This is a genomic window from Yoonia sp. (assembly GCF_036770585.1).
In the GTDB taxonomy this organism is placed as follows: domain Bacteria; phylum Pseudomonadota; class Alphaproteobacteria; order Rhodobacterales; family Rhodobacteraceae; genus Yoonia.
This window is the reverse complement of record NZ_DAIPIW010000099.1, coordinates 1-7,458: the sequence shown is the minus strand read 5'-3', so window position 1 is coordinate 7,458 and position 7,458 is coordinate 1. Positions and strand designations below refer to the sequence as shown.

7 protein-coding genes and 1 pseudogene are annotated in these 7,458 nt (G+C 65.1%); 6 read left to right on the top strand and 2 right to left on the bottom strand.

Annotated elements, in window-relative coordinates; genetic code table 11:
- From V7N12_RS13020 to V7N12_RS13000, 5 genes are all read left to right on the top strand, one after another.
- Positions 1–470 (top strand): c-type cytochrome (locus tag V7N12_RS13020; RefSeq protein ID WP_443089968.1); only part of this gene is annotated, 470 nt, incomplete at its 5' end.
- A 24-nt stretch (positions 471–494) separates the two neighbouring features.
- Positions 495–1,016 (top strand): YcnI family copper-binding membrane protein, encoded by a 522-nt coding sequence (locus tag V7N12_RS13015; RefSeq protein WP_333715052.1) that lies wholly within the window; start codon positions 495–497, stop codon positions 1,014–1,016.
- Positions 1,017–1,027: 11 nt separating this feature from the next.
- On the top strand, positions 1,028–2,431 hold the full coding sequence (locus V7N12_RS13010) for a PepSY-associated TM helix domain-containing protein (RefSeq protein WP_333715051.1): 1,404 nt from the start codon (positions 1,028–1,030) through the stop codon (positions 2,429–2,431).
- A 151-nt stretch (positions 2,432–2,582) separates the two neighbouring features.
- Complete coding sequence (locus V7N12_RS13005; RefSeq protein ID WP_333715050.1) at positions 2,583–4,145, top strand: copper resistance CopC/CopD family protein; 1,563 nt, start codon at positions 2,583–2,585, stop codon at positions 4,143–4,145.
- A complete protein-coding gene (locus tag V7N12_RS13000) occupies positions 4,142–4,633 on the top strand; it encodes an SAM-dependent methyltransferase (RefSeq protein WP_333715049.1) in 492 nt (163 codons plus the stop codon). The genes V7N12_RS13005 and V7N12_RS13000 overlap by 4 nt, the downstream gene beginning before the upstream one ends.
- 15 nt (positions 4,634–4,648) lie before the next feature.
- Here V7N12_RS13000 and V7N12_RS12995 read toward each other — a convergent pair.
- Both V7N12_RS12995 and V7N12_RS12990 read right to left on the bottom strand, forming a co-directional pair.
- A pseudogene (locus V7N12_RS12995) lies at positions 4,649–5,940 on the bottom strand (flavin monoamine oxidase family protein).
- Between the two features lie 124 nt (positions 5,941–6,064).
- The gene (locus V7N12_RS12990; protein WP_333715048.1) at positions 6,065–7,189 is read right to left on the bottom strand and encodes a CobW family GTP-binding protein; all 1,125 of its coding nucleotides are present in this window, start codon (positions 7,187–7,189) and stop codon (positions 6,065–6,067) included.
- A gap of 63 nt (positions 7,190–7,252) precedes the next feature.
- Here V7N12_RS12990 and V7N12_RS12985 point away from each other — a divergent pair.
- Positions 7,253–7,458: phosphoribosyl-AMP cyclohydrolase (locus V7N12_RS12985; RefSeq protein WP_333715047.1), on the top strand; the 206-nt coding region annotated here is incomplete at its 3' end.

The window sequence follows — 7,458 nt, the reverse complement described above, 5'->3', positions numbered from 1 at the left end:
TGTTCTTCGACCACAAGTTCGAATGCTATCACTGCCATTCCGGCGTGCATTTCACCGACACGCTGCAAACCGGGCTGATGCCGCAGGCCGAGGTGGGGTTTCACAACACGGGGCTATACGCAGACTATCCTGCCGCCGTGCCCGGCCTGATCGAAATCACGGGCCGCCCGCAAGACGCGGGCCGGTTCCGCACGCCATCCTTGCGCAACGTCGCGGTGACGGCCCCTTACATGCACGACGGATCAATCCCCGATCTGCGCGGCGTGATCGCGCATTACGCCAACGCAGGCCGCGCCGATCACCCGATGAAGGACGGCATGATCCAGGGCTTCAAAGCCTCGGATGCCGAAATTGCCGACCTGATCGCCTTTCTCGAAAGCCTGACGGATGAGGGGTTCCTCACCGATCCCAGCCTTTCAGACCCCTGGCCGGAAGGGCACCCGGCCAGTGCAACACGACAGATGCCCTGAAAAACCGATAGGAAGGGAAATCCCATGAAACTAACTCTGATCTCTGCTGCCGTTCTGGCGATCACCGCCAACGGCGCTTTTGCCCACGCCACGCTGGAAAAGGGCGAAACACCCCAAGGTGGGGGCTACAAGGCGGTGCTGCGCATTGGGCATGGTTGCTCGGGCGAAGCGACGCTGAAGCTTCGGGTCCAGATCCCCGAAGGCGTGATCGCGGTCAAGCCTATGCCCAAGGCCGGCTGGACGCTGGAAACGGTAAAGGGCCCCTATGAAAAGGAATACGACTACTTCGGATCGAAGCTGACCGAGGGGGTCAAGGAACTCGTCTGGACCGGCGAGCTACCTGATGAATACTACGACGAATTCGTCTTCAGCGCCCGCATCACCGATGCCTTCGACGTCGGGTCGACAGTCTATTTCTCGACGGTGCAGGAATGCGCGAACGGAGCCGAGCGCTGGATCGAAATCCCCGCCGTGGGGCAGGACGCCCATGATCTGGAAGGCCCGGCTCCGGGCGTGAAGATCGTTGAACCCGGCCATGAGCATTAAGGAGAGATAACATGACACCGATTGCAGATCCTGAACTGGCCAATGACCGTGCACCCCGCGCAGTCAACCGCCTGTATTTCGCGGCCTGGCGCTGGCACTTTTATGCCGGGCTCTACGTCATTCCGTTCCTCTTGATGCTGGCGATCACAGGGCTGATCATGCTTTGGGTCAGTTCGGTCACCGAACGGAACGGCGAGCGGGCCTATGTGACTGTGGGAGAAACCCCTCTGCCCGTCAGCCAGTTGCAGGCCGCCGCCGAAGCAGCTGTTCCGGGTGGGGCAGCCACGCGATACATCTCGCCCATGGGTGCAGACCGGGTTGCAGCCTTTGCCGTCAAGGTCGGCGAGGACACGACCGGCGTGACAGTGAACCCCTATACCGCCGCGGTGGTCGAGACCTTCCCCTGGCGGGCCGGGTGGTATGAGTTTGCCACCGATATCCACGGCACCCTGCTGATCGGCGATACGGGCGACTGGCTGATCGAGGCTGCGGCCAGCCTTGGGCTTTTGCTGACCGTCACGGGCATCTACCTGCACTGGCCCCGCAACGGCGCCACCTGGGGCAAGAGCCTGACGGTGCAGACAACCGCCAAGGGCCGCGCCTTCTGGAAGTCGCTGCACGGTGCGGTGGGCCTTTGGGTCAGTGTCGTGCTGGTGATCTTCCTGATCTCGGGCCTGTCCTGGGCCGGTCTTTGGGGTGCCAAGTTCGTGCAGGCCTGGAACACCTTCCCGGCCGAGAAATGGGATGCCGTGCCCTTGTCGGACGCCACCCATGCCGAGATGAACCATGGCGCCGCGAAAGAGGTGCCCTGGACGCTGGAACAGACCCCGATGCCAGAGTCGGGTTCGCTTGCCGGAACCGCCGCCGTCGCGGGGCCGGTGACCATCGACAGCGTCACCGGCTTTGCTGCGACGCTGGGCTTTGACCGCCGCTTTCAGCTGAACCTGCCGCGCGACGAGAAGGGTGTATGGACGATCAGCCATGACAGCATGTCGAATGACGGACCAAGCCCCTCGGCGGATCGCACCATCCACATTGACCGGTATACCGGCAACGTGCTGGCCGATGTGCGCTATGCCGATTACTCGGTCTATGCCAAGGCCATGGCATGGGGCATTGCCTTTCATGAGGGTGATCTGGGGGCCTGGAACCTGGCGCTGAACACCCTGTTCTGTCTGTCGCTGGTTCTGGTGTCGGTGTCAGGCGTGGTCATGTGGGTGAAACGCCGCCCCTCGGGCGCGCGTCTGGGGGCACCGCCCCGGCCCGAGGATATTCCTTATGCCAAGGGTGCGCTTCTGATCACGCTGGCGATGTCGCTGGCCTTTCCGATGCTGGGCCTGACCCTTCTGGCGGTCATCGTGCTGGACCTTCTGGTCCTGTCCGCTGTGCCGCCGCTGAAGCGCGCGCTCAGCTGAAGAAGCCACGGTCTTGCGGGGGGAGGCGTCCCGTAACCCGCAAGGCCGTGTCCTTGGCCCTTCATTCCCGTGGGGCCGGGGCCGACTGCCCCCGTCCGGGTCTTGCACCCGGCGGGGGCCCTTTTCTTTGAATGTTAAGGGGAAGCAGCCGATGAAATCCACGCCTTTTGCCAAATGGGTTTCTGCCCTGTTTCTTGGGCTGTCCTGTCTCTTCCTTGCCGCCACGGCCCATGCCCATGCCGAGTTTCGCGGCAGCTTGCCCGTGCAGGACAGCCTCCTTGACGCGCTGCCCGCCGAGGTGCGGCTAGAGTTCTCCGAACAGGTCGGCGTCCTTGCGCTGACCTGGCGCCTGCCGGACGGGCGCGAAGTTGAGGCGTTGGGCGAGACCGGTGCGACGTCCCTGACCGTGGCACCGCCGCCCGAGGCCGGGCGTGGTACCTATGTGCTTCGCTGGCGTGTGGCATCGGCCGACGGGCACCCGGTGGCCGGATCGCTGGTGTTTTCGGTGGGCGAGGTCACGGGGGCCGCGCCCGCCGCGGTGGAACGGACCGCGCTTGTCACCGTGGTCATGCGTGCCGCCATGGTGGTGGCGCTGGTCTTGTCGGTCGGGGCTGCCGTGTTCACCGCTTCAGTTGCCCCGATTGGTGCGGGCATGGCGCGGCTGGCCTTGGGCGTGGCCGTGCTGGTGTTGCCCTTCGGGTTGCTCTGGCTGGGGGCCGAAGGGTTGGATCGGCTGGGCATGCCCCTGTCGGCGCTGCTGCAAGGCGGGGTCTGGGCCGAGGCCATTCGCTCGCCTGTTCTTTACACCGTCTTGCTGGCCGCAAGCGCCGCCGTGCTTGCGGTCGCGGCTCTGCTGGCCCGGGCGCGCGCGGCTGCGCTGGCGGCCCTTGGACTGGCGGCCCTGTCCTTCCCGGCCTCGGGCCATGCCCTTTCGGCACCGACGTCCGTCGCCTTGCCTTTGACCGCCCTGCATGGCGGTGCGATGCTGTTCTGGGTCGGCTCGCTGATCCCGCTGGCGGCCGCGCTGACCCCGCTTGATGCCCCGGCCCGCGCGGCCCTGTTGCGCCGCTTTTCGCGCCCGGCCTTGGCGGCAGTTCTGGTGCTGATCGGCTCTGGCGTCGGGTTGATTTTGATCCGGCCATTGCAGATGGAGACCCTGTCCACCCCATGGGCACGGCTTTTGGGGGGCAAGCTGGCGTTGGTGGCCGTGATGCTGGCGCTCGCGGTCTGGCACCGAGCGCGGGCCGTGCCGATGCTGGCGCGCGGAAAGGCGGCACCCGTGCGCCGGACAGTTCGGGCAGAGGCCGCCCTTGGCCTGTTCGTGCTGTGCCTTGCCATAGGGTTTCGACTGGCGCCGCCGCCTTCCGCCCCGATGGCCGATCCGCCCCGGGTGCATATCCACACGACAAAGGCGATGGCCGATGTCGTGCTATCGGCCAGCCCTCCGGGTGCGGTCACGATTGACCTCTTTCTGGCCGATGGCGACTTTGGCCCGCTTGACCCGCAAGAGGTGCGCCTTGCCCTGACCGATCCCGCTGCCGGAATAGGCCCGCTGACCGTTCAGGCGAACCGGCAAGAACCGGGGCACTGGACCACCCCGCCCGTCACCCTACCAAGCCCCGGCCCCTGGCAGGTCAAGCTGGTGCTGCTGGTCACCGATTTCGAACAGGTCACCCTGTCGGGCGATCTGGTGACGGAAAGACAGACGGAATGACCCAACCACAGCCGCCCCGACCCGGAGAAGTCTTGCTGGACCTTGACCCGGCGACAGTCGAAGGGCCGACGCTTGCCTTCATCGGGCGCATCGGGTCGCCCTGGACGAAGGGCAACAGCCCCAAGAACCTGCGCGAGGCGCGGGCGGCGGGGGGCAGCTTCACGGTTCAGATCGACCTGCCCTATCGTGCGGGCCTGCTGGGCCTATCGGTGGGGGATGCCATCGTGGTCCTCTATTGGATGGACGCCGCCCGCCGCGATCTGATCGTGCAATCCCCCGCGCATCGCGATGGACCGACAGGCACCTTCGCCCTGCGATCGCCTGCGCGCCCGAACCCGATTGCTTTGGCCGTCACACGCCTTTTGGCCATCCAGGCGGACAGCGGGACCCTTACCATCGATGCCATCGACGCCTTCGACGGCACGCCTGTCCTGGACATCAAACCGTGGTTGGCTTCGGTCGATATTCCTCCCGGTTTCCAAGCGTGAAGAATCTTGCCCGGCTCAGGGCCGTCGGTCTTGGTCCAACTGGGCCATCACGTCCCTTGCTGCCCGCAGCCCCTCAAGATGGGCACCGCTGACCGAGCATTGCTGCCCGACATGGCTGGCCTCGCCCGCGAAATGCACGCGTTCGGCATGAGCGCGGCCAAGCACCTCACGCTGGCTGTGGCCCCCCGGCATAGCGCCTGCGTAAGAGCCGCGCACATAGGGCTCTTGCCGCCATGCGGTTGCGTGCCCCTTGACGAAGTCCCGCTTGATAGCTGACCCGAAGATGCCGCTCAGCGTCTCTAGCGTATGGTCGATTGCTGCCTCTGGCCCGGCTGCCTGCAGGGCCCGGGAAAAACTGCCCGAGGTCTCGAAAGTTGTCAGGTTCGTGCCTGAGATATTGCACAGAAACCCGCCGCCGTGCGCGACGCCGGTTGCGTCGGGCTGCATCTGGTAGGTCAGCCAGGTGTCCGGCTGCACCGGCACCGCGCCGGGTCGGAACAACAAGGCGGCATGATTGTAATCGCCCATGGTAACACGCTCGAACGCCGCGCGGCGGTCTGCCTCGAGCGGCGGGTCGAACCGGATCACATCCTCGGCCAGAACGCCGACCGAGGCCGTGACGATGACCGCCCGCGCCGTGATCTCGCCCGAACGGGTCTTGACCCGCACACCCCTCGGCAGGGCCTCGATATCGGTGACGGGCGTAGACAGCTTGAACGGCAGCCCCTCAGCCGTTCGGGCAACAAGATGACCAAAGCCCTCGCGGCAGAACCAGTCGTCGCCGCCTTCCCATGTGGCCATGTCCCGCAACGACGTGTCTGGCAGATCCCGGCCGATCGACAGGGCGAACATCATGGCAGCCGTAAAGGACCAAGGGCCTTTATCCACAAAGAGGTCGGCCAGCGAGCGGTCGGTCGGCCTGCCGGTCGCCCTTTCGGTTTCAGCATCGTCCTGCGCGGCCTGCTTAATCGCGTCGTACAAGGTGTCGACGTCATCCCAAAGGATCGCCGGGTCCGGCAACCCATGCGTCACCCCGTTCTCAGGGGCCGGATAAAGGTCAAGTCCAAGCGCAAGTCCCGGGGCTTTGAGCGCGTTCACATGTTCGTTGTGCAGCCAATGCGCCCCCATGTCGAAGGGAACACCGAAGATCGCGGATCGGTATGGGCACGCCCGCCGATGCGGTCCGCGGCCTCGACACAGACCACCCGGAGGCCCGCCACGTGCAGCGCGCCGGTGGCCGCGATGCCTGCCGCACCGGCACCGACGACGACGGCATCGTAGTCAAGCACTGTACCCTTGGTCGCCATGATGCGCCCTTTGATCTGTAACTCCGGTCCGTGTAGAACAGGAAAGCATTCGGTGCGATAGACCGGGAAACGGGACCAAACGCCGAAAGACCAAGCCAACAGTCCCGATAGCTGCTTTGCCCCGCTAGCCGTGCACCAGCGGTCGTGTCTTCAGGACTTCAAGGCTTTCCAGTAGCACGTCGCGCGGCAGGTCGCGGCCGATGATGACGACGCGGCTTTTGCGATCCCCGCCCGTCCAGCGGGCCAAGCGCACGGGTGGGTCGATGATGTGCTGAACGCCGTGGATCACGAAGGGGGTGTCAAAGCCATCGGCCCAGATCACCGCCTTCAGGCGCAGGATGTCGGGGCCCCGGGCGGCGATCAGGGTTTCCATCCAGATGTCCAGCATGATCGGGTTGATCGGATCATCAAAGACCATCGAGACCGACGAAATCCGGTCGTCGTGATGTGCTGCGGGGGCGATGGCGGTCATGAGGCTGGTCGTCGGTGGCGGGGTCATGCCAAACAGGCCATAGGAGGGTCCGGCGTCGGCCAAGGGGGCAACAGGCCTGGTCAAGGCGGGCAACGGCAGGGAAGACAGGGCATAGGCAGGCGCATTCACCCAAACCTCGGCTTCGGGCAGTGCGCCGCCCATGTCAGGCGCGCCATGGCCAAAAAGGTCGGCGATGGGCAGCACACCCATGGTCGCGGTAATGATCTTTGCCCCCGGTGCCAATGCCGTCAGCCGGGCGCGAAACTTTGCGGCCTGTGCGGGCGTCACAAGGTCGGTCTTGGACAGCACCAGCACATCGGCCATCGCCACCTGCTGCACACTTTCGAACCCGGCGTCCAGCGTGGCAGGGCCATTGACGGCATCGCAGACGGTCACCACGCCGTCCATCCGCAGCGCCGCGCCAAGGCCCGGTGTCACGATCATCGTGTGCAGGATCGGGGCGGGATCGGCGAGGCCCGTGGTTTCAATCACGATGCGGTCGAAGTTCAGCACGCCCGCGGTGCGCTTTTCAAGCAACCCCTCCAGCGCCTGCACCAGATCGCCGCGCACCGTGCAGCACATGCAGCCCGATGACAGAAGCACCGTCTCTTCGGTCGTCTCGATGATCAGGTCGTGGTCAAGGCCCACGTCACCGAACTCGTTCACCACCACGGCGATGCGGCCTGCCGAAGCGTCGCGCAGAAGCGCGTTGAGGAGCGTAGTCTTTCCGGCACCGAGGTAGCCGGTGATCAAGGTCAGGGGGATGCGCGGGGTCATGCTGCTTGCGTTATGTTATACTGTAACTTATATCTGCCAATGACCCCCCGAAAGCAACCCCCGATGACCGTGACCTTTGCCCCCCGCATTTCAGTTCAGGACGTGGAAGTAGGGCACGCCCTGTCCCCGCGCTTTCCGATGGACGGGCTGATGCCTTGCGTGACGACCGATGCGGGCGACGGCGCGGTTCTGATGATCGGCTGGATGAACGCCGAGACCTTGCGGCTGACCATCGAGACGGGCGAGGCGCATTACTTCAGCCGCACCCG